The organism is Gluconacetobacter aggeris, assembly GCF_014174395.1.
GTDB classification, from domain to species: Bacteria; Pseudomonadota; Alphaproteobacteria; order Acetobacterales; family Acetobacteraceae; genus Gluconacetobacter; species Gluconacetobacter aggeris.
Genome location: NZ_JABEQD010000002.1, coordinates 217,004 through 239,393 on the forward strand (window position 1 = coordinate 217,004; position 22,390 = coordinate 239,393).

Consider the following 22,390-nt stretch of genomic DNA (forward strand, 5'->3'; position numbering starts at 1 on the left):
CATGCCTTCCCGACAGCGGACGCCCAATCTTACGGCACCATCCCTATCGCTCTACCCCACGGCATTGGTGCCTGATGCATCGCGTAGACAGTCTGCGGCGCGATATGCGCCCGCGCAACCGCTGTTTCCACTTCATGCATCAGTTCAGGATTATACAACGAATTGTCCGGGTTCAGTACCAGCGTGTCGCTCGCGTAGAGGAGTTTCGCATCGGGCCAGTAAACCATGTATTGTCGCTCGGTCGAGGGCCCGCAGATCGGGATCAGCATGATCGGATTGTGACGGCTGGGGATCGCAAGCACCTGATTCACCATATGCCATTGCGGCGGCCGGGGATGACGGGCAAGGTCGTCGGGTCGCAGGATATGGGGAGCAGCGATCAATCGGTCCAGCAACGGACGGTTCAGATCGAGCTGATAAACCGGAATACCCCGCGCCACGGCTTCCCGCAGTCCCGCGACATGCGGCCAGGAATCCGTCGTCGAGATCACGGCCTTGATTGGCTTGCCCGGCACAAGGTGCGCGGCAGCATCTAGCGCTTGTGCCGTATAGGACGCGGAAATCGGCGCTTCGAGCAGAATCAAGCCATCATCCTGTTCGATCACGCTGACATTCCATGCCCCCTGGAACAGCCAGACCCCGGGAACGATCGTTTGTGCCTGTGGTGGGAACGGCCGTTCCCATCCCGGCGACCGCAGGCTCTCGGCCGCCGCCGCTGAATCGACGGAGAAGGCGTCGCTTGCCAGGGCCGGATCGAATCGCACGTCCAGATATTGCTCGTGAGCAGTCTCCAAGCCGTTGCGCTGATCGACCCGGCTGGCCGGGAAAAGCACGCCGCCGACATCCTGCCAGCTGTCGAGATAGATGCGCTGATCGACGTCGCCCCAGACGTTCCAGAAATCTTCGAACGTCCGGGTCCGCTCGATCGCGTCGGGCAGATGGCTTCCGGCATTCAGGACGAGACGAACCGTCTGCCCGTGATCCGTGAATGTCACCACCGTATGCGGTGCCGCGTGCAGCCATTCGGGCGCGGCGTAGCGCAGATCGGGCGCCTTTGCTGCGGCCTGCAGCACCATCATGGGCTCGTCATGCAGGATATCGTCACCTTGTTCGCGCGTTTGCCTGGCGGCCGGCCTGTCACCGCCTGGCGTTTTCATGACCGCGCCGGCTGCCGACACCACGACATGGGTTTTGTTGATATTTTCGTCCGGTGCGGTCGAGGGGAAAATGGACTCATGCACGCGATCGACCGCACCATGCCGATAGTCGACGATTCGGGTCTCCCGACCATATTCGATCTGGAATGGCGCCTGACGATAGGATTGTTCCGCTTCCTCACGATGGCCGATGATCGCATATCGCGCCGTTCGCACTCCGGCCAGGCGGTTCGCACCCCCCATAGCCTCAAGTGCGATGCCGATGCACGCATGGGGCGCAAGGCCGGCGCAGCCGGGTGCTCCATGCGCTGACGTGACGGGCGCCCCATCGGGCGGCGGCGCAGCGGCACAGAGGAAAACCGGCACGGTCGCGCAGGTAATTGCCAGGAAAATCCGGTTCGCAGGAGCCATAAGATACCGTCTCAACGAGAGTCGCCAATCTGCATCAGGCATATTGCGGCAATCGCCATGCAGGAGTTACCGCACATTACCTTTCTGCAATTTTATTATGATTCATGTTTGAGAGCGGACAGTTCGTGGATACCGTCGCCTCCAGAAACGTTACGGCGGCGGCGATATCGCGTCAACGCCCTCCAAGGAGACTGGCAACGTCAATGGCACGCCCTTCTTTGTCCGGACGATGGGGCCTCGGACTGACTCTTCTCGTGGGCATGACACAGACTGCGCTCGCCGAGGAGGTTCCTCCGGTTTCCCCCGCCGGGTTCGGCGTCTTTCAGCCGTTCTCCAGCGATCCGGGCTTTACTCTGAACGCCGCATTCACGCCGGATGGCAACACCGTCTACGTCTCCAAAAGCCAGCCGACATGGGATGGCTTGACCATTTTCGCGGCGACGCAACAGCACGGCATATGGTCCGCCCCACAAGTCGCGCCGTTCTCCGGCGTGGACAAGGACACCGACCCGGCCGTGTCCCCTGACGGCACGTCGATCGTGTTCGCCTCGATCCGTCCCGCCACCGGGGCGGGCTATCGCTTGTATCGCTACGATTTCAAGGCCGGCCTGACCGCGCCGGCCCTGCCCGAGCCAGCTTCGGCGACCGACAATGACCTTTACCCGAGCTTTACCCGAACCGGCGTCCTGTATTTCATGAAGATGGGCACAACCGGAACGGCGATCTATCGCGCCTCGCCAGCCGGTCATGGGTTTGCAACGCCGTCGCCTATCGTCATCCCTGGCGCGGATAAAACGACCCACGACATGGATCCGACCATCGCGCCGGACGAGAGCTTCATCGTCTTCGCCAGCAACCGTGCGGGCACGCTGGGCGCGAAGGATCTGTTCATCGCGTTCCGCACCACAACCGGCTGGTGTACGCCGTTGCATTTTGGTGCCCCGATCAACAGTACCGGCAACGAGGTCGCGACCGGTCTATCGCCGGATGGGCAGACATTATATTTCTCCACTGCCCGCTCAAGTGTCACGACACCGCGCACAAAACCAGCCAACAGCATGGCTTTCCGCGTGGAACAGGCCAATTATGCCAACGGACTCCTGCGGCCCTACAAGGTGTCGATCGGCGCATTCGTTGCGACGCACCGGCCAATCGGCGGTGTGTGCAGTCATCCATGATGAAGCTGGTTCCCACCAAAGGCGCGCAAGGTGTCAGTCCCGCGAGGAAAAAGCGCATGAAGAGGTGCCTTTTGCCGACGCATGCGCATTATCGGCTGTTGCAACTTTCCTCAGGAAGCCTCGCCTGCTTATGCAGCGCCGTCCTGTGGTGCAGCGACGCTCTTGCGACGCCGGACCCTTCATTCGAACCGAGCCTGAAATCAGGAGACTTGTTCAGCAACGCTTTCTCGATCCAGCGTTCCGTAACGGCCCCTGGTTATCAGGAGTTCGTTTGGCGCAATGGCGGCACTGCCGATTACCGGGTGACCAAGTCGACCACCCACGGCATCGAGTTCGATATGCAGGCGCGGTACGATGGGCGACCGATCGCCCGGCACCATATCTCGATGACACCGGGTGGCGATCGCTTCTGCATCTTTAATGCGACCAAGGTTGCATGCGAGTCCGATCGCGATGCCAGTGGGTTATTGTTCAACCAAGCTGTATGGGGCAGACCGCTTGGCGGTCTGAAAAGCGGCAGTCATTGGCACGAGAGCCATCTGCCTGCCTGGGAATTCGGGGGGGCGGGTGGCTCGCAGGACGTCATTGTGACCGGCTATGACGTCACCACAGGCGCAATGACCTTATCAAGAGCCGGATCGGCGGAGGGTTTCTATTCCGAGAACGATCCGGGAACAATCACCCTTCTGAAAGATGGTCATCAGAAGGAGTTTCATCTACGGCCGGGCCATACCTCATGGCGCGGTGTGACGATCATTAAGGCTGGCATCGTCCTCAGCGATGAGATTATCGTCGAGCGTGATGACGTTCTTGTCGACGGCGCGAACCAGACGGTCACCGCGCATGAACGTCGGATCATGCTGGAGAATGCGGCACCGTTTCCGACAATCGGTGTGTTGTGACCATGTAGAGGAAACTGCTGCGCGATCAAACCCGAGACTAAACACCTTGTCGAGGTATCGTCATGGCCTGCTCATGCTGGCCCGATATCGCGGTCGCCGCGGTCATGGGCGCTCTCGGCCCGCATGGCGGCGGACAGATCATCCGTCATGCCCGGCGTGAAAGGAAGGGAGTTTCACGTCGGGGCTGCGCGCTTATTATCCCCTGCAGGGCTACTTGAACGGGAGTGCGCAGGGGGCGTGTCGTCTTTCGCCTACACACGCGACCTGCCGATTTGTCTTTTAACGTGTCCATAAAGCAGACACGATATCTTCCGCAGGAGCATCCCCGATTGCGCAGAACATGGAAAAATGCAGGAGTTAGAGACGTTCCAAATGGTTCGGTAGGCAATTGCCAGAACGCAACTTTATGCTCGAAAGATCGATCCCAATATGAAACTTGCTGTCTTTTGTGGCTCAGCACCGGGAGATATTCCTATTTACAAGGAGGCGGCCTATGCGTTCGGGAAACTTGCAGCCCGACGTGGGATCGGGCTTGTCTATGGTGGAGGCCATGTCGGCCTGATGGGTGCAGTGGCAGACGGAGCCCTCGCGGCAGGTGGGGAGGTGACGGGTATCATGCCGACAGCGTTGGCAGAGAAGGAGATAGCCCATACCGGCCTGACACGCCTAGAGGTTGTTCCAGATATGCACACGCGAAAGACCCGAATGGCGGAGTTAGCTTCAGGATTTGTGGCTTTGCCAGGTGGCGCGGGAACACTGGAGGAAATTTTCGAGCAATGGACTTGGGCGCAACTAGGGATTCACCAGAAGCCATGTGGCTTTCTGAATGTCGCTGGCTACTTTGATCCTCTTTTTGAAATGATCGAACGAACCGTGTCAGCCGGCTTCATGAAACGGGATTATGCGGAAATGCTGGTGTGTACGGTTGACCCGGATACGCTTTTGGAACGATTTGCCCGTTATCGGCCTCCTGCTCAGAAGTGGCAGTCAAAAAGCGCAGAAATCAAAGCCCAATGTATGCTCGAGAATCAAAACAACGGTTCTTGATAGTCTCTTGGCACAAGACAGATGGATTTCAATCCGATACCAGACATTCGACTTTTTTGTCCATGTCTGCCTGTCTGCTTCAGGATACGAGTAGGCAGACAGGATACGCCTCATGTCAGTCGTTCTGAATAGATAGATGCATGTGGCAAAGCGGCTGTTTATTATTCTGTGGATGTTGCTCGCCTATAGCATGACCAGAAATCGACCAGTTGAGGCGGTTCACTCTGCATTCCAGGGAATAATCGTCAGACAGGGCCAGTGTTTCAGCCATTTCTCCACTTTCGCCTCATAAATATCAGCCGTAATCTGACGTTTATTTGGTCTGACAATGCCATTGATTAGGTCTGACAAACCGAATGGTGCGTATACTTCACTGCCATGTTTTCCCGGCTTGATGCCAATTGCTGTGGCGGTCGTCGGGAACGTATCAATAGCGTCTTCTACAGAGCGATAGGGTGAAATCGGATAGCCAAATTTTTCTTTATACCAAAGATGCACACGCGCTTCGTTCTTTACGTCTATCCATACTGGTATGTGCGACAACATTGTCCGGATACGCTCGGCATTTCGTTTCTCACTTAATGCAGAGGTATCATCTGCATCGAAATACACAATATCCAGATCCGAAATGCCGTGATTTACGGGTAAGCCGAAATGGTTATTCCATATGGTTTGCGCCAAACAACCAGCCACCAACCAGCAGTTATCCAGTTCCATTTGCTCCCAGATATACGACAGATCACGTATGAACGGGTTCTGTAAAATAATATCGGAAAATTGAATCGCGAGCGCAGTCTGCATGCTTGTTTCTATATGCCTACGTGAAAATCGGAACTTACGCGCGTAAAGCATATAGGATCTATTGTCGGCTTTTCCACGATTTATTCTGATAGCCGACATGCCGCTTACCCCGCGCTGCGGTCGCGCGCCTTTACGAACAGGCTCTCGCAACCTCACGCAGCACAGCCCGCCCATCCCCATCCGTCAGCCGCCGCAGCATGTCTGCAATGGCCGCCACCTGCCCGTCATGATCCGGCAGAGGCGGCCCGAACACGTCCTCCATCGCCAGAAACGTTTCCGCCTGCGCACGATGATCGTCCCGCGCATCGACACAGATCTGCCACGGTCGGCAGATCCGCCAGCCCCCGGCATAGGCCAGGATCATATGCATGTCCGCTGAAAACCCCCATACGAAAGGATGCTAGTCCCCGGTCTCCGGCCAGCCGCCGCCCGTCGCCTTGCACAGCGCCACCACGTCCAGCAGCACCACCAGCCGCGCCTGGATGTCGTCCTGCTGCGCGGTGCCCAGATCAGCCCGTGCATCCAGCACCGCCAGCGCGTCGCCGGTCCCGTCGCGATAGCGGGTTCGGGCCAGGGCCAGCCGGGCGTCGATGCTGGCCACCGCCGCCCGGTCGCCCTCCCGCGCCGCGCGGTCGGTGCGCAATGCGACCAGGGCATCCTCCACCTCGCCCAGCGCGTCCAGCACGCGCTGGCGATAGGTCAGGGCGGCCTCCTGCTGCTGTGCGCGGGCCAGCCGGATCGCGGCCCGCAGCCGCCCGCCCTGGAACAGCGGCAGGGAAATCGCGGGGCCGAACTGGTAGAACGTGTTGCCCCAGTCCGCCAGGCTGCCCAGCGTCAGCGTGCGCTGGCCGACCTGCCCGGACAGCGTGATGTCGGGATAAAGCTGCGCCACCGCCGCGCCGACCCCGGCGGTGGCGGCGTGCAGATCGGCCTCGGCCGCGCGAATATCAGGCCGCAGGCGGGCCAACGCCGCCGGCAGCACCACCGGCACGCGCGGCGGCGGGTCCGGCAGGGGACGCAGTGCGGCAAGCGGGCCATCCAGCGCCCCCGGCGGTTGCCCGGTCAGGATGGCCAGCCGGTTCAGCGCCTGTCCCGCCTGTCGCTGGAATCCGGCCGCCTGCTCCTGCGCCCGCGCCAGCGCCGCGCCGGCCAGGTCGACATCCGTGCCGTCTGCCAGCCCCAGTCGGCGCTGGAACGCCCGCAGCGCCACCGTTCGCGCCCGCGCCGCCGCGACCTCGCCCGCCGAGTCCAGCAGCGCCTGGGTCGCCCGCCATTGCAGATAGGTCCGCACCACGTCGCCCTGCAGCGTCAGCCGCGCATCGCCCTGGCGGGCGGTCTGCACCGCCACCTGCGCCCGTGCCTGTTCCACCGACCGCCGCACCCGGCCGAACAGGTCCAGTTCCCACGATGCGTCAAACCCGACCTGATACAGGTCCGTCCCCTGCGTCAGGCCGCCGATCCCGCCCAGGAATGCCGGCTGCCCCGTGCCGCTGCCCGCGCCCCCCAGCACCGAGAACAACCCCGCCTCGCCCAGCCGCTCGCGCGTATAGCGCGCCGAGGTCCCCAGCTCCGGCAGGCCCGCGGCGCGCTGGACGGCCTCCTGCTCCCGCGCCTGGACAATGCGCGCCCTGTTTTCCTGAAAGCCCGGGTTGCCCGCCATGGCCCGCGCCACCAGCGCGTCCAGCACCGGGTCGTGAAACATCCGCCACCAGCCGGGATCGGGCCGCGCCACCAACGCGACACCACCATCATGGGCCGACACATCATGCCACGCCGCCGGCACCTCGGCGCGCGGGGCATGGAAGGCCGGCCCCACCGTGCAGCCCCCCACCCAGGCGAGACCCGCGACGCACCCCGCCCGGACGGCCTGGCGCATCAATCCAGCGTTTCCCGATAGAAGCGCACGGCGACCGCGACCGTGCAGAGCGTGAACAGCACGATCGGCCACAGGTCGGGCAGGATCTCCGCCAGCCCGTTTCCCTTCAGCAGCACCCCGCGCACGATGCGCATGGCGTGGGTCGTCGGCATCCCTTCGCCGATCACGCGCGCCCAGCGCGGCATGCCCTGGAAGGGAAAGACGAAGCCCGACAGCAGCATGAACGGCAGCATGGTGAACTGCGCCATCTGCTGCGCCTGCATCTGGTTGGCCGCCAGCGTGGAATAGGTGATCCCCAAGGCCAGGTTGCTGGCGATGAACACCCCCAGCACCCCGAACAGCAGGAGGATCGACCCATGCACCGGCAGGTGCAGCAGCAGCACCGCGATCAGCAGGATCACCAGCACCTGCAGGTAGCCGATGCCGATATAGGGCGCGATCTTCGCCAGCATGACCTCGACCGGGCGCACCGGCATGGCCAGCAGGTTCTCCATCGTCCCGCGCTCGCGCTCACGCGTGATGGCCAGCGTGGTCAGCATCAGCGTCGACATCATCAGTACGACGCAGATCAGCCCGGGCACCACGTTCAGCACGGTCAACTGCTCGGGGTTGTAGCGGGTATGCACCACGAAGCGGAATGGCACCGGCAACGCCATGCCCCGCCTTGCCGGCGGCAGGTCGCGCGCCAGCACGTCGCCCAGGCCGGACAGCGCGGCGGTGGCATAGCCCACCGCCGTCGGGTCGGTGCCGTCGGTATCGACCAGGACCGACGGCGCCTCGCCCCGGTCCACCGCGCGGTCGAATCCCGGCGGGAAGTCGACGACGAACAGCAGCCGCCCTTCCGCGATATCCGCCTCCGCCTCGGCCTCCGACCGGACAAGGCGGGTCCGGTAATAGCCGGTATTGCGCAGCGCGGCGACGATGGTGCGCTCGTAACGCGACGGCTCCGCCATCAGCACCCCGGTCGGCAGGTCGTGCGGGTTGGAATTGATGGCGTAGCCGAAGATCAGCAACTGCATCACCGGCAGCGCGATGATCAGCCGCAGGGTCATCGGGTCGCGCCGCACCTGCAGCCATTCCTTGCGCAGCAGCGCGCGCAGGCGGCGGGCGGACAGCATGCCCATCACCCGTCCTCCTGCCCCAGCAGATGGATGAACACGTCCTCCAGCCGGGGCGGCACCTCCTGCCATGCCAGCCCGCCTCCCTGCGCATGAATGGCCTCCTCCAGCCGCGCGCGGTCCATCCCCGCGACATGCAGCGCCCGGCCGAAGACGGTCGCGGCCTCGACCCCGGGCGCCTCGCGCAGCCGCCGCACCGCGTCCTCGACCCCGTCGCCCGTGCCCTCGAACGTCACCAGCCCGACACGGGCCAGCAACTCCCCGGCGCTGCCCTGGACGACGATGCGTCCGCCGGCCAGGTAGACCACGCGCGCGCAGCGTTCCGCCTCATCCATGTAATGGGTGGACACCAGCACCGTCAGCCCGCCGCCGGCCATGTCGTGGATCAGGTCCCAGAACGCGCGCCGCGCCCGCGCATCCACCCCCGCCGTCGGTTCGTCCAGCAGCAGCAGCGCCGGCCGGTGCAGCACGCAGGCCGTCAGCGCCAGCCGCTGCTTCCAGCCGCCCGACAACTGGCCGGCCAACTGGCTGGCCCGGCCGCGCAGTTCCATGCGGTCCAGCATGGCGTCGACCGCGCCGCGCGGGTCCGACAGTTCATAGATCCCGGCGACAAGCTCCAGGTTCTCCCGCACCGTCAGGTCCTCATACAGGCTGAAGCGCTGCGTCATGTAGCCGACTTGCCGGCGGATGCGCGGCGCATCGCGGATGATGTCCAGCCCCAGGCAGGTTCCATGCCCCGCGTCGGGCACCAGCAGCCCGCACAGCATGCGAATGGTCGTGGTCTTGCCGCTGCCATTCGCACCCAGGAAGCCACAGATCTCGCCCCGTGCCACGCGCAGGCTCAGCCCGTCGACCACGCGCAGCGTCCCAAAATCCTTGCGAAGGTCGTGGACGTCTATGACGTAATCCTCGGGCTTCGGGCCGTTCATCGCACCTTCCCCCGCCTGGTGGCCCACGGCGGACTGACCGTCACCGGCTGGCCCGGATTGAGCATCCCCGCCTGGCCGGTGCGCGGCCGCGCCTGGATCATATAGACCAGCTTGGCCCGGCTCTGGTCGCTGTAGATCAGCGGCGGTGTGTATTCGGCATGCGGCGCGATAAAATCCACATACCCCTCCAGCCCGGACGGGCAGCCATCACAAGCCAGTCCCACCCTGTCACCCGGATGAATGCGTGCCAGCATGCCCTCCGGCACGAACAGGCGGATCACGATATGACCCGGCGGCAGGAGCGAGATGACCGGCGTGCCGGCGTCCAGCACTTCGCCCGGCCAGGCCATGATATCGGCGATGACGCCGGTATCGGGCGCCACGACATGGCGCTGCGACAATCGCCAGTCCATGATCGCAAGGGCCGCGCGCGCCGCCGCCGCCGTCGCCGCCTGGGCGAAGATCTGCTCCGTTCGGCCGCTGGGAGCGCGTGCCTGGTCCAGCGAGGCGCGCAGCCCCGCGACGCGGGCCTCGGCCGAGCGCCAGGCGGCGCGGGCGGCGTCACGCGCCTGCATCGTCGCGGCGCCAACCGGGGCCGCCACCTCCAGCCGACGCAGGTCGGCCCGCGCGCGGTCACGCGTCGCCTCGGCGTCCGCCAGGTTCGACGCCGCCTGGCGGATTTCGGTCTCACGGGCAGGGCCTTGCAGGTTTGCCAACTGGCGCGCGCTTTCCTCGGCCTGGCGCGCTGCCTGGTCACGCGCGGCGCGCTCGGCCACATCGTCCTGGTCGAACAGCGCCTGCCCCGCCCGCACCTGATCGCCGCGCATCACATGCAGCCCGGTCAGCAGCCCGGCCTGCGTCGGACCGATCCTTACGAAATCCGCATCGACATACCCCTGCAACGTCATCGGCACCGCACGCCACGACAGGCCCCACCACAGGACCGCCGCCAGCAACAGCACCAGCCCGGCCAGGCCGGCCCGGCGGAGGCCCACCCGCGTCACCGTGCTTCCAGCGCCTCGACCATCGCCCGACCCTTCGCGTATGCCGCACGCCGCGATAACGGCACACCAGGCGCTGCGTCGCGCACTTCAGCTGAATTTTATCGGGGACAGGAGGATTATTCCGGACGATCACGCTGAACGCATCGAGTGCGCGCGCCATAACCTTTCCCGGCCGCCGGCCTCCGAAGATCGTGCCCGAAACCGGTCTGTTTGCAGCACGTTCAAGTCTGTCAAAGGAACGATGTCATGACCATTCCCGTGCTGATTACGTTCAGGAATATGACGCCCTCATCGACGTTGGAAGCCAGAATCCGCGAAAAGGCTTCACTTCTGACCCGGTTCGAGCACGATATCCAGCGATGCCACGTGACGGTCGAAATCCCCCACCGGCACCATCGTCAGGGCCAGCTCTATCGTGTGAAACTGGTCATCACCGTGCCAGGAGGCGACATCGTCGTCGGGCGCGAAGGGTCGCAGGATCATGCACATGAAGATGCCCATGTCGCCGTGCGGGATGCGTTCGACGCGGCCATCCGGCAGTTGGAAGACCATGTCCGCATCCGCGGAACCCAGGTCAAGCATCACGAGCCCCTCTGGCTGGAAGGCCACGTTGCCCGGTTCGTCGCCGAAGCGGATCATGGCTTTATTACGACGCATGACGGGCGAGAGGTCTATTTCCATCGCCATAGCGTGGCCGACGATGGGTTTGATCGCCTGCAGGTCGGCAGTCCGGTACACCTGGTCGTGAGCGAAGGCGTAAACGGCTCCCAGGCCAGCATCGTGCGTGTGGGCGGAAAATCCGATCCATCGTCCTGAATACGGGAGGCCGCCCAAAGCCGCCGGCACACGCACGCTTGCCATCCCGGCCATCATCAACCGGGATGGATTCAGGCACCTTTACGAACAGGCTTTCGCGACCTCACGCAGCACAGCCCGCACATCACCATGCGTCAGGCGCCGCAGCATGTCCGCAATGGCCGCCACCTGCCCGTCATGATCCGGCAGAGGCGGCCCGAACACTTCCTCCATCGCCAGAAACGCTTCGGCCTGCGCACGATGATCGTCCCGCGCATCGGCGCAGATCTGCCGCAGCACATCCGCACGCGGGTCCGTCAGGCCGATTTCCAGGGCTTCCTGCTCATGCAGCGCAAACCAGCGGATCCAGCACGCAATCAGCAGCACGGCCCCCGTCACCGGGCGACCGGCCTCCAGATTCTCGCGCATCGGCGCAATCACCCGGGCGGCCATCTTCGCCGACCCGTTGCGCCCGATCCGCTCCACATCATGCGCAATGCCCGGGTTGCGGAACCGCGTCATCAGCCCGGCGGCATAGGCATCCAGATCCTCGTCCGACAGATCGACCCCGGCCGACTGCTCATGGCGCATGAAATGCGTGGCGATCGCCCCCAGCGCCGGATCGGTCGCGGCCTCGGCCACCGTCGGCAGGTCCGCCAGCCCCCCGGCATAGGCCAGGATCATGTGCGTGCCATTGAGCATCTGCAATTTCGCCCGTTCGAACACGCTGACATCGCGCACGAAACGGGTGCCCGGATGCGCCTCCCAGAGCGGCCGCTCACCATCGAAATTCTGGATGATCCACTGAAACCACGGCTCGGCCGAAACCGGGATCGCATCATCCACGCCCCCCAGCAACCGCCGCGCATCGTCCAGATCCGCCTCCTGGAACGGCGGCGTGATCCGGTCGACCATCGTGTTGGGAAAGACCACATGTGCGCCGATCCACGCCGACAGCACATCGTCGCCGCGCAGCGATGCGTAATCCATCACCACCTGCCGCAGCGTATCGCCATTCTCGGCCACATTGTCGCAGCTCAGCACCACGGGCGGCACGCCCCCCCGCTGCCGTACCAGATCCAGCCCCGCCACGAGGATGCCGGGCGCGGTCCGGGGAAACGGCCGCTCCAGATCCTCGCGAATGGCGACGGATTCCGGGTCCAGCCGTCCTTCGGCGGTGATATGATAACCGCTGGCCGTCACCGTCAGCGTCACCACCCTGATCAGCGGATCGGCAATCCGGCCGATCAACGCCGCCGGATCGGCCCCGGCAAAAACAGCTTCCGAGATCGCCGCCATCACGGAGGCCACCGTGCCGTCCGGCTCGCGGGTCAGCAGCGTGTAGCAATTCTCCTGCTCCCGCAACTGCTCGGCCAGCAGCGGCCGACGCATCGTGGCCGACACAATGCCCCAGCGCAGCCCGCCTTCCCCTGCGTGATGGATGGCCGCCTGCGTCGCCGCGACCTGATGCGCGCGATGGAAACTTCCGCATCCCAGATGCAAAAGCCCGGATTTCAACAGGGCCGGATCGAATTGCGGCCTGTAGACGGTGGCGGGCAGACTGGATAATGCGGAACGGCTCAATCGCAAAACATCAACCTCCATAAGCTTTATGAGTAAAACCAATCAAACAGGAATTATAAGGAAAATTCAAGATTTTTCACACATTCAAAACAAACAGCAATATTTCCCTTTATTTTAAAGGATCTTTCATCACGATATAACAACAGACAAAACCCGGAAGACATTCTCATCCGCCGCCGGATTTTCTCGCCTTCCCGCCCTGTTCCCGCTAGGCTGCGCGCGAATCCCATCCGTGGTGAGCAGGGTCATGCCGAACGCGCCGTTGCCGGTCAGCAGGAGCTTCACCTCGGCCGATGGCGCGCCCTTCCCGCCCGGCGCCCTCTGGCTGCCCGAGGAACAGGCGTTCAATTTCAGCCTCTTCTCGCGCAACGCCACCGCCATCACGCTGCTGCTCTATCGCGCGGACGACCTCATCACCCCCTGCCTGCGCCTGCCCTTCCGCCTGCCGCACAACAAGACGGGCGACATGTGGCATGCCCGCGTGCCTGCCGGGCAGGCCGGCGACGCCTGCTATTACGGCTATTCCGTCGCCGGCCCGCACCGGCCGGAAGAAGGGCTGCTGTTCGACGCCGAGAAACTGCTGCTCGACCCCTATGCGCGCGGCGTGTTCTTCCCGCCCGGCTTCGACCGCGCGGCGGCCTGCCGGCCGGGGCCGACGGCAGGCCGCGCACCGCTGGGCGTCCTGCCCGATCGCACCGGCGTCAGCCCACCCGCCATCCGGCGCCCCCGCCGCCACGATCACGACCTCATCATCTACGAGCTTCACGTCCGCGCCTTCACCCGCCACCCCTCCTCCGGCATGGCGGAGGCGCAGCGCGGCAGCTACGCCGCGCTGACGGCGCGCATCCCCTATCTCAAGGCGCTGGGGATAACGGCGGTGGAACTGATGCCGGTCTTACAGCGCGACCCGGTCCACGGCACGTTCTGGGGCTACATGCCGCTCAATTTCTTCTCGCCCCACGCGGGCTACGCCTCGGACGGGGCGGTCGATACGGCATGGCGCGAATTCCGCACGATGGTCGCCGCCCTGCATGAAGCCGAAATCGAGGTCTTTCTCGATGTCGTCTACAACCATACCGCCGAGGACCATCCCGGCGGCCCGGTCTGGTCCTATCGCGGCATCGACAATCCCAGCTATTATTCCAGCACACCCGGCACCCCGTTCCGCCCCACCAATCGCAGCGGCTGCGGCAACGATCTGGACGTGGCGGCACCGGTGGTGCGGCAGCTCATCCTATCCAGCGTCTGGTTCTGGATCGCGGAGATGGGCATCGACGGCCTGCGCTTCGACCTGGCCTCGATGTTCTCGGTCGACGAAAACGGCCGCGTCAATCTCGCGGAACCGCCGATCATCACCGAACTGTCCACCGCATCCCAATGGTGGCAGACACGGCTGATCGCCGAACCCTGGGTCGGCGACGGCTCGCTGATGCAACTGGGCCGGGCCTTTCCGGGCCGGAGCTGGCGGCAATGGAATGCCCATTTCCGCGACGATATCCGCCGCTTCCTGCGCGGTGACGATGGCTGCGTGCCGGTGCTGATGACCCGCCTCTACGGCAGCACCGACCTGTTCCCCGACGACCGCGCCCATGCCGCGCGGCCCTATCAGAGCGTCAATTACATCGCCAGCCATGACGGGCTGACGCTGCGCGACCTGTTCTCGTTCGACGATCCGGGCCAGATCGCCGCCAATTGCGGCCATCAGGGTATCGAGGGCGCGCCCGAGCAGGTCCGGTCCCTGCGCCGCCGCCAGACGCGCAACGCCTTCTGCCTGCTGATGCTGGCCAACGGCACGCCGATGTTCCAGGCCGGCGACGAATTCGGCCACAGCCGGGGCGGCGACCCCAACCCCTATGACCGCGATGACGAAACCAACTGGCTCGACTGGCGCCTGACGGAAAACGAAAGCGCCCTGCTGCGTTTCGTACGCATGCTGATCGCCTTTCGCGCCGCCCACCCCTCGATCGCCCGCAGCGTCGGCTGGCGCGACGATGTCTCGTGGCACGGCGTCGATGGCGGCGACCCGGATCTGCGCCCGGTCTCGCGCAGCCTGGCCTTCTTCCTGCGGGGCACGGCAATGGAGGATGACGATCTCTATGTCTTCATCAACGGCTGGGACGACACGCTGCATTTCGCCCTGCCCGAGGCCGCACGGGGCGGCGCGCCATGGCGCAGCCTCATCGACACCGCCGCCGCCCCGCCCGCCGACATTCTCGCCGCCGAAACGGCACAGCCGGTCGGCGACATGGCGCGCCTGCCCGCGCAGGCCCGCTCGATCCGCGTCCTGCTGCGCGGGCGGCACGACCCGATCACGGAATAGCAGGAACCACAACTACGGAGAGGTGACATGGCGGCCGACAGTCCCACGCTGACCCCACGCGCGGCGGAACGCGCGCTGAACAGCCTCGCGCTGGATCTGCTCTGGAGCTGGAACCACGCCACCGACGCGCTCTGGCAGCAGATCAATCCGGATTGCTGGAACCACACCCGCAATCCGTGGACGACGCTGAACAACGCGTCGCGCGGGCATCTCAAGGCGCTGCTGGGCAAGCCCGCCTTCCGCCGCGCGGTCGGCGACGTCATGGCCGGCCAGGCCGAACGGCTGCGCCGCCCGACCTGGTTCGCCCAGACGCACGACACATCCGCCCTGTCCTGCGTGGCCTATTTCAGCATGGAATACATGCTCAGCGAGGCCCTGCCGATCTATTCGGGCGGGCTGGGCAACGTGGCGGGCGATCAGCTCAAGGCCGCCAGCGATCTCGGCGTGCCCGTGGTGGCGGTCGGCCTGCTGTTCGCCCAGGGCTATTTCCGGCAGGAACTGACACCGGACGGGCGGCAGCAGGCGCTTTACCCCTTCAACGACCCCTCCCTGCTGCCCGTCAGCCCGGTCCTGACGAAAGAGGGCGATGTGCTGCGGATTCCCTTCCGTTTCGGCCAGGGGCATGTCTGGGTCCGGGCCTGGAAGGCCATCGTCGGGCGCACGACGCTCTATCTGCTCGACACCAACGACCCGGCCAATCCGCCGGCCGTGCGCTGCGTGACGACCCAGCTTTATGGCGGCAACGACGACCTGCGGCTGCGCCAGGAACTCACACTGGGCATCGCGGGCTGGCGCCTGCTCGACATGCTCGGCTACCAGCCGGATGTCTGCCACCTCAACGAAGGCCACGCCGCCTTCGCGGCGGTGGAACGCGCGCACGGCCTGATGCAGCGGCTGCAGATCCCCTTCCGCCAGGCCCTGACCATCGCACGGGCGGGCACGCTGTTCACCACTCATACCGCCGTACCGGCCGGTTTCGACCGGTTTCCGCCCGACCTGCTCCGGACCTATCTCTCGAATTACGCCAAGAACCAGCTCGACATTCCGCTGGACACATTGCTGGCGCTCGGCCGCGCCAATCCCGAAGATCAGGGCGAGCCCTTCAACATGGCCTGGCTGGCCATCCGCGCCAGCGGCGCGGTCAACGGCGTGTCACGCCTGCACGGCGCGGTCAGCCGCCGCCTGTTCGCGCCCCTCTTCCCCCGCTGGCCCGAATCCGAGGTCCCGGTCGGCCACGTGACCAACGGCGTGCATACACCAAGCTGGGATTCGATCGAGGCCGACGCGCTCTGGACCGAAGCCGCCGGCACCGAGCGCTGGCGCGGCACGCAGGAAGGCGTGGCCGACCGCATCCGCGCACTGGACGACCGCATCCTGTGGTCTACCCGCTGCCAGGCGCGCACCGCCTTCATCGGCAAGATTTCCGCCCTGTATGCCGATCGGCAGAGCTATGCCGACGCCGCCGGGTTGTCGGGCCGGCCGGTCCCGGCCCTGAGCCCCGACGTGCTGACGCTCGGCTTCGCCCGCCGCTTCGCGACCTACAAGCGGCCGGACCTGCTGCTGCACGATCCGGAGCGCCTGGCGCGGCTGCTGTCCCACCCTGATCGGCCCATGCAACTGGTGCTGGCGGGCAAGGCCCACCCCGCCGACATCGCGGGGCAGGAGCTCATCACCCACTGGATCGCCTTCTCGCAACGGCCCGATATCCGCGGCCGCGTCGTCTTCATGACCGATTACGACCTGGCATTGGCCGAAATCCTGGTCCAGGGGGTCGATCTGTGGATCAACACCCCCCGCCGCCCGTGGGAGGCCAGCGGCACCAGCGGCATGAAGGTGCTGGTCAATGGCGGGCTGAACCTGTCCGAACTGGACGGCTGGTGGGCCGAGGCCTACGCGCCCGAACTCGGCTGGGCCCTGGGCGACGGGCGCGAACATGGCGAGGACCCGGCGGTGGACGCAGCCGAGGCCGATGCGATGTACACCCTGCTCGAATCCGAAATCGCTCCGTCCTTCTACGCCCGCGATGCCCAGGGCATTCCCGCCGCATGGGTCGCGCGGATGCGCGAAAGCATGGCGCGCCTGACACCACTTTTTTCCGCCAACCGCGTGGTGCGCGATTATACCGACCATTTCTACCTGCCGGCCGCCACCCGCTACCACGCCCGCCTGGCCGACGGCGGACAGGCGGCGTACGACATCCTGCAATGGCAGGACATGCTCGACACGTGCTGGCCCCAGATGCGCATCGAATCGGTAACGATCTCCGAACCGGACGGGCAGCGTCACGTGGCGGTCTCGCTCTTCCTCGGGCACATTCCACCCGACGCGGTCCAGGTGCAGCTCTACGCCAACCCCATCGATGGCGGCCCGCCCTTCGTCACGACCATCCCCCCCGACGGCTGCCCCGACGCGAACGGCATGACCCATTATACAGTAACGACCGGGCTGGACCGGCCGGCGACGGATTATACCGTGCGCGTCATCCCGGCCCATTGCGGCGTGGCGATCCCGCTGGAAAGCACGCATATCGCCTGGCAGCGATGAAATGCCATCCCGAACATGAAAAGGCCCTGAACCACCGGACAGGATGCAAAAGAATAAAAATTCCACATCCGATACAATAAAGGCGCACCAGGGTACAGGCCTCCCCCACGGGGCGCATGATCACCGGCCGGCGGCCCGGCAAGCCATCCTCACTCGCCTCTCGACCAGCGCACGCCGAGCGCATATGCTGTTGCGACTCTTTGATTATATTTGCCGCTCACGAACAATAAGCAAAGGCAGGAATCGCCCGTACGGACCTCGCCTGACGTCTCGGGACCGCACACGACGCCGCGCCGCAACACTCAGTATAAGGTCAATCGTGGGAATCAGTCAGCCTCTCCTGCCCCTCGCTGCGGCAGACGCCGCGATACGGGTAAAGACCTTCTGATGCGCGGAGGTGCATTGGCGATCCTGCTGTCAATGCTGATCTCGTCACTGGGCGTGCCGGCCCGTGCCGACCCGCTGGACCTGCACCCGTCCATCTGCCTGGACGGCGCCGCCGGCATGGTGGAGCAACTGGCCCGGTCGGCTTACAGCATCCGGGGCTGCGCAACGCCGCCCAGAACGGACGGATGGGTCTGGCTGCATCTCTCCGACCCGTCCGTGCTGAAGGACCTGCCCGCGGGCTGGGCGCTGCTGCTCGACGAGAATCGTTTCGATCGCATAACCGTCGCCGCAACGAACAGCGACGGCAGCATCCAGAACTATAGTTATGCCGACGGCGGGGTCGGCCATGACTGGGCCCCGGGCGGCCTGCTGCGATTCGCCTTCGATTCCCCCGGTGTCGAAATCTCCAGCCTGTCGATCGGCTTTCATCATCTCGACGGCGCCATCTTCATCCGCAAGATCGAAGCCCGCACCCCTGATGAGGAAGCCGCGCGGAGCATGGCCTGGCTGATCCTGACCGGGGTGCTGATCGGGGCCCTGGTCTCCGCGATGGTCTACAACATGGCCACCTATAACGGGCGCCGCGATCGTTTCCAGATCTGGTATGCCGTGTGGACCGTGCTGACGCTGGGCTACTGCCTTTCCTGGACGAACTTCCTCGGCCTGTTCGACGACCGCCTGACCGGCCCGCTGGCGGTCAGGCTCAGCGACTGTTTCCTGGGCGCCACGGTCGCCGCCGGAACCATGCTTCTTATGACGCTCATCGAGTTCCAGGCGCGCCACAAATACCTGCTGTGGACAGGCTATGTCCTGACCGTTCTCTCGACCCTCTCCGGCTTCGCCGCGGCGGCCGACACGCTGCTCCCGCCCGTATGGACCGATCACGTCCTGAATGCCGTGCTGATGCTGGACGTCCTGTGGATTGCCGCGACGAGCGCCTTCGCCATCCGCAGGCGAAGCCGGATCATCTGGTTCTTCCTGCTGGCCTGGATGCCCGTCATTTCGGTCTTCATGTTGCGGCTGGCCCGCAATATGGGCTTCCTGCCCCAGAGCGACGCGATCGACATGGCGACATTCGCCTGCATCGCCTTCGAAGCGATCGCGCTGTCGGTCACCGTCGCCTATCGGCTGCGCGATATCGGGCGCGCGCGCGACAGGGCGGCCCGCGCAATGGCCGTGATGCAGACCGAAGCCGAAACGCTGCGCCGCGCCGCAATGACCGACCATCTGACCCAATTGGACAATCGCGCCGCGTTCCAGGCGGCGCTCGACCAGGCCGACCCGCTGACCACGCTGCTGCTGATCGACGTGGATCACCTGAAATCGGTCAACGATTCCTACGGTCAGGAGCAGGGCGACAATCTGCTGCGCCACATGGCCATGCGCCTCAGCCAGATCGTTCCCGACGGCACCGCCCTCGCCCGGCTGGGGGGCGACGAATTCGGCATCCTCGTGTCCCGACCGGTAGAACAGGTGCTGCTCGAACGTCTCGATGCCCTTCAGGGAGAACCCTGGTCCCAGTCCGGCCGCGCCCTGTCGCTCTGGTTCAGCGTGGGACAGGCGGAATGCAACGGCTCCCCGGTCTCCGCCATGCATCGGGCGGACCGGGCGCTGTACTGGGCCAAGCAGCGCGGCGGCGGTCGCCGGCAGTCCTACACCGCGGAATTCGACCACGCCGACAATCTGGCCGCGCGGCTGCTGGCCGACGCACCCCACGCCCTGGCGGCGGGGGAATTCACGCTCTACTACCAGCCCCTGGTCGATCTGAAGACCGGCCGCCAACGCGGCAACGAAGCCCTGCTGCGCTGGAACCATCCGGAACTCGGCCTGCTGGCGCCGCCCGATTTCCAGATCCTGCTGATGGACGAGACGATCGGCCCCCGGCTGCAGGACGAAGTCATCTCCATCGCCCTGGGCGCGCTGTCCGATGTCGGCGACGGGCTGGCCTATATCGCGGTCAATTTTACCGGCGTGCATCTGCGCGGGGCGGCGGCGGGGCGGCACATCCTCAATCGCCTGCAGGAAGCGGGGGTCCCGCCCCACCGGCTCTGCGTCGAAGTCACGGAAGGCATCGCCCTCGACCATGCATCCGACGAGATCGCCGAGGCCCTGCACGTCCTGCACACGGCCGGCATCCGCACCGCCTTCGACGATTTCGGCACCGGCTACGCGTCGCTGGTGCATCTGCTGCGCTTCCCCGTCGACATCATCAAGATCGACCGGTCCTTCGTCCGCCAGTTGACGACGCCGGCCCGCAACGCGCACGAGATCGTCCGCTCGGTCATCTCGCTCGGCAAGGCCCTGCACAAGCAGGTCGTCGCCGAGGGAATCGAGACCGAGGCCCAGGCCGCCATCCTGCGGGAATTGGGCTGCGATTATGGGCAGGGCTATCTGTTCGCCCGCCCCGGCCCGCTTCTCCAGCCGCCGATCTACTGGCCCATCCGCGATGAAAGCCACGAAGCCCTGGACGACGCGCCGCGTTCATAACGCCCGGCCGGCCCCTCTCTCAATCCAGCAGAACCCGCCCCGCATGTCCTGCCCGATTCTGCATTGACCTCAACCAAGCTTGAGATTTTATGACCGACACCGGCACGCCCAGGCAAGCCCCGCGCCAGGACACTCCCCGCGGCACCCGGAAGGCACCATTCATGCGTTCTGACACCCCGTCGCGATCATCCCCCGCCCATGCCGCCGAGGCACGGCCGGCCCACACCGCGACCGGCTGGGCGGCCCTTTTTTCCGGCGGCAACGCGGCGCGCTCCATCACCCTCTCGGCCGGCGTCGTGCTGCACGCCATCAATCTCTACATGGCCATGACCGTGCTGCCCTCAGCGGTGCGCGATATCGGCGGCATGCGCTATTACACGTGGAACACCTCGCTGTTCGTCGCCGCCTCGATCGTCGGCTCGTCGCTGTCGGCGCGCGCACTTGGTCGTTTCGGCCCCCGCACCGCCTACGCAATCGCGGTCGCCATCTTCGCTACCGGCGCCGTGCTGTGCGCCACCGCTCCCGCCATGCCGGCGATGCTGGCCGGGCGCGTGATGCAGGGGGTCGGCTCCGGCCTGCTGGTTTCGATGGCCTATGCCGTCATCCGGCTGGTCTTCCCGCCCGGCCTGTGGCCACGGGCGATGAGCATGCTGTCCTCGATGTGGGGCGTCGCGACGCTGATCGGGCCGGCCATCGGCGGCCTGTTCGCGGGGCTGGGCGTCTGGCGCGCCGCCTTCTGGACGCTGGCGGCGCTGTCGATCCCGTTCGCTGTGCTCGCCACCTGCGTGCTGCCGCGCACCACCGGCGCCGAAGCCGGCAGCTTCCCCGGCATCGCCTGGCGGCAGATCGCGCTGATGGTCGGCTCGGTGCTGTGCCTGGCGGTGGCCGGCGCCAGCCCGCATGGATGGGAAAACCTGGCCGGATGCCTGATCGTGCTGGGCCTGTTCGCCTGCCTCGCCCATCTCGAACGGCAGGGCGGCACGCGCCTGCTGCCCGCCCGCGCGCTGGTCTGGGGCTCCAGCCTGGCCCCCTTATACGCCCTGATGGGCTGCCTGGCCCTGACCGTGGAAGTGATCGAGATCTTCGCGCCGCTCTTCCTGCAGGATCTGCACCGCCAGTCCCCGCTCACCGCCGGCTATCTGTCGGTACTGATGGCCGCCGGCTGGTCCACCGGCTCGATCCTCAATGCCGGCGCCCCACCAGCCCGCGTCGCACGCGCCCTGGTCGCCGCCCCCGCGCTGGGGCTGGCCGGCATTCTCTTCCTGGCCTTCTATCTGTCCGTGCCCACCGATGGCACGTGGCAGGCGATGGCGCCCGTCTGCGTCACGTTCCTGATGGTGGGCCTGGGCGTCGGCACGGCGTGGCCGCATCTGCTGACGCGCGTATTGCTCACCGCCCAGCCCGCCGACCGCGACCTGGCTTCGGCCTCCCTGACCACAGTGCAGCTCTACACCACGGCACTGGCCGGCGCCTGGGCCGGCATGATCGCCAACATTGCCGGCCTGGCAGACCCTGGCGGCATGGTGGGGGCCGAAAGGGCAGCATTCTGGGTGTTCGCGCTGTTCGCGATCATGCCGGCCATGGGTATTCTGACAGGATGTTCTTTTTTGAAAAAAAGAACCAAAAAACTCTGATTCGTTCAGGAGTTTTTTTGCTGGGGACACACAATGTCCCAAAACAGGGAAAGGCGCTCCATCTCACGATGGAGCGCCCCTTTTCAGAGCCTGACCGGAAATGTGGGCTGGTGAGCGAGAGCGGCCCGGAACGGGCCGCGCCCGTCGTGTGTTTCCGAACACCGGAGCGGAGCGGCCTTATCGGCCGTGAGCACCGGAGCACAGGAAACGCGCGCC

16 protein-coding genes are annotated in these 22,390 nt (G+C 65.2%); 8 read left to right on the forward strand and 8 right to left on the reverse strand.

Annotation, left to right across the window (positions count from 1 at the left end; genetic code table 11):
* Positions 1–29: 29 nt before the first annotated feature.
* Positions 30–1,610 carry an MBL fold metallo-hydrolase gene (locus tag HLH36_RS03710; protein ID WP_182985119.1) on the reverse strand — a complete coding sequence of 527 codons (1,581 nt, stop codon included), beginning with the start codon at positions 1,608–1,610 and terminating at the stop codon, positions 30–32.
* Between the two features lie 212 nt (positions 1,611–1,822).
* Here HLH36_RS03710 and HLH36_RS03715 point away from each other — a divergent pair, with 212 nt between their 5' ends.
* The 3 genes from HLH36_RS03715 (at position 1,823) to HLH36_RS03725 (ending at position 4,695) form a co-directional block, all read left to right on the forward strand.
* Positions 1,823–2,746, forward strand: a complete 924-nt coding sequence (locus HLH36_RS03715) for a TolB family protein (protein ID WP_182985120.1) — start codon at positions 1,823–1,825, stop codon at positions 2,744–2,746.
* On the forward strand, positions 2,743–3,648 hold the full coding sequence (locus HLH36_RS03720) for a hypothetical protein (protein ID WP_182985121.1): 906 nt from the start codon (positions 2,743–2,745) through the stop codon (positions 3,646–3,648). Before HLH36_RS03715 ends, HLH36_RS03720 begins: the two co-directional genes overlap by 4 nt.
* Positions 3,649–4,077: 429 nt before the next feature.
* On the forward strand, positions 4,078–4,695 hold the full coding sequence (locus HLH36_RS03725) for an LOG family protein (RefSeq protein ID WP_182985122.1): 618 nt from the start codon (positions 4,078–4,080) through the stop codon (positions 4,693–4,695).
* A 219-nt stretch (positions 4,696–4,914) separates the two neighbouring features.
* On the opposite strand, the gene HLH36_RS03730 is transcribed toward HLH36_RS03725, so the two are convergent.
* The 6 genes from HLH36_RS03730 to HLH36_RS03755 all read right to left on the reverse strand — a co-directional run bounded on the left by HLH36_RS03730 (position 4,915) and on the right by HLH36_RS03755 (position 10,423).
* On the reverse strand, positions 4,915–5,496 hold the full coding sequence (locus tag HLH36_RS03730; protein WP_182985123.1) for a nucleotidyltransferase family protein: 582 nt from the start codon (positions 5,494–5,496) through the stop codon (positions 4,915–4,917).
* 130 nt (positions 5,497–5,626) lie between these two features.
* Positions 5,627–5,866: a hypothetical protein gene (locus HLH36_RS03735; protein ID WP_246376402.1), complete on the reverse strand. Its 240-nt coding sequence runs from the start codon at positions 5,864–5,866 to the stop codon at positions 5,627–5,629.
* A 30-nt stretch (positions 5,867–5,896) separates the two neighbouring features.
* Positions 5,897–7,372, reverse strand: coding sequence for an efflux transporter outer membrane subunit (locus HLH36_RS03740; RefSeq protein WP_182985124.1), 1,476 nt, complete (start codon positions 7,370–7,372; stop codon positions 5,897–5,899).
* The gene (locus HLH36_RS03745; protein WP_182985125.1) at positions 7,372–8,496 is read right to left on the reverse strand and encodes an ABC transporter permease; all 1,125 of its coding nucleotides are present in this window, start codon (positions 8,494–8,496) and stop codon (positions 7,372–7,374) included. Before HLH36_RS03745 ends, HLH36_RS03740 begins: the two co-directional genes overlap by 1 nt.
* On the reverse strand, positions 8,496–9,419 hold the full coding sequence (locus tag HLH36_RS03750; RefSeq protein WP_182985126.1) for an ABC transporter ATP-binding protein: 924 nt from the start codon (positions 9,417–9,419) through the stop codon (positions 8,496–8,498). The genes HLH36_RS03745 and HLH36_RS03750 overlap by 1 nt, the downstream gene beginning before the upstream one ends.
* Complete coding sequence (locus tag HLH36_RS03755) at positions 9,416–10,423, reverse strand: HlyD family secretion protein (RefSeq protein WP_338030384.1); 1,008 nt, start codon at positions 10,421–10,423, stop codon at positions 9,416–9,418. Before HLH36_RS03755 ends, HLH36_RS03750 begins: the two co-directional genes overlap by 4 nt.
* 246 nt (positions 10,424–10,669) lie before the next feature.
* Here HLH36_RS03755 and HLH36_RS03760 point away from each other — a divergent pair, with 246 nt between their 5' ends.
* Positions 10,670–11,239: an HPF/RaiA family ribosome-associated protein gene (locus tag HLH36_RS03760; RefSeq protein WP_182985127.1), complete on the forward strand. Its 570-nt coding sequence runs from the start codon at positions 10,670–10,672 to the stop codon at positions 11,237–11,239.
* 81 nt (positions 11,240–11,320) lie between these two features.
* Here the strand turns inward: HLH36_RS03760 and HLH36_RS03765 are convergent, their stop codons facing one another.
* Complete coding sequence (locus tag HLH36_RS03765; RefSeq protein WP_246376403.1) at positions 11,321–12,802, reverse strand: mannitol dehydrogenase family protein; 1,482 nt, start codon at positions 12,800–12,802, stop codon at positions 11,321–11,323.
* 247 nt (positions 12,803–13,049) lie between these two features.
* Between HLH36_RS03765 and HLH36_RS03770 the strand changes: the two genes are divergently transcribed.
* The 4 genes from HLH36_RS03770 (at position 13,050) to HLH36_RS03785 (ending at position 22,174) form a co-directional block, all read left to right on the forward strand.
* The gene (locus HLH36_RS03770) at positions 13,050–15,122 is read left to right on the forward strand and encodes a glycogen debranching protein (RefSeq protein WP_182985129.1); all 2,073 of its coding nucleotides are present in this window, start codon (positions 13,050–13,052) and stop codon (positions 15,120–15,122) included.
* Positions 15,123–15,149: 27 nt separating this feature from the next.
* Positions 15,150–17,666: an alpha-glucan family phosphorylase gene (gene glgP / locus HLH36_RS03775; protein WP_182985130.1), complete on the forward strand. Its 2,517-nt coding sequence runs from the start codon at positions 15,150–15,152 to the stop codon at positions 17,664–17,666.
* Positions 17,667–18,053: 387 nt separating this feature from the next.
* Positions 18,054–20,540, forward strand: a complete 2,487-nt coding sequence (locus HLH36_RS03780; RefSeq protein ID WP_182985131.1) for a putative bifunctional diguanylate cyclase/phosphodiesterase — start codon at positions 18,054–18,056, stop codon at positions 20,538–20,540.
* A 161-nt stretch (positions 20,541–20,701) separates the two neighbouring features.
* Positions 20,702–22,174: an MFS transporter gene (locus HLH36_RS03785; protein ID WP_182985132.1), complete on the forward strand. Its 1,473-nt coding sequence runs from the start codon at positions 20,702–20,704 to the stop codon at positions 22,172–22,174.
* Positions 22,175–22,390: the final 216 nt, after the last annotated feature.